Genomic DNA, 684 nt, shown 5'->3' on the forward strand with positions numbered 1-684 from the left:
ATAAACTCTCATCGCCGATGGTAAGCTTGACAGGTGAATCACGGTGGAAGGTTGAGTCAACGATGGTACCGTTCTCTAGAGACACTTCAAAATGAAGCTTAACAAGGCTACCGTGAGTAATACGTGTGTCTTCATTTGGATTGATAAATTGGGAGTCAGTCATAATCAAGCGCCATTAGTCATAAAAGTAATGAGGAATTATTTGATGTGTATAGTGTAAGAAATGATAAGACAATTAACCATTAATGTAAGCGTTAATAATGTAACCTAAATAGTTTACAATATTTGACTGTTTAATACAGAGGCAAAAACAGATGGCAGATAGGCAACAGGGCACGATTAAAAAATGGCAAGACGATAAAGGTTTTGGCTTTATTAATACTGAAAATGATGAGTCCGTATTTTTTCATATTAGTGAATTTAAATCACAGCGTCGCCCTAAGATTGGTGAGTCTGTCATCTTTACGGTCGGACAAGACAATAAAGGTCGTGTGCAGGCAAGACAAGTACAAGAGCTTGAATATGTACAACAACAAATGGCGAAGAAAAACAGTCAAATCCGTAAACGTAATCAACAACGCACGGCACAAGCTGAGTTTGAGAATGGGCAAAAAAAACGTTTGCTCCTTGGTGCCGGTTTTTATGGCGTGCTTATACTACTTGCATTGACCAGTGAGATAAGTT

Annotated in this window: 2 protein-coding genes; one reads left to right on the plus strand and one right to left on the minus strand. The window is 38.2% G+C overall.

All coding sequences use genetic code 11. The features are described from left to right. On the minus strand, positions 1 to 163 hold a 163-nt coding region (locus ACS8FD_RS20930; RefSeq protein WP_439277283.1), incomplete at its 3' end, for an FKBP-type peptidyl-prolyl cis-trans isomerase. 151 nt (positions 164 to 314) lie between these two features. On the opposite strand from ACS8FD_RS20930, the gene ACS8FD_RS20935 reads away from it, so the two are divergent. After that, positions 315 to 684, plus strand: a 370-nt coding sequence (locus tag ACS8FD_RS20935) for a cold shock domain-containing protein (protein WP_439277282.1), incomplete at its 3' end; no start/stop codon positions are given.

The organism is Psychrobacter sp. 1U2 (assembly GCF_051847575.1).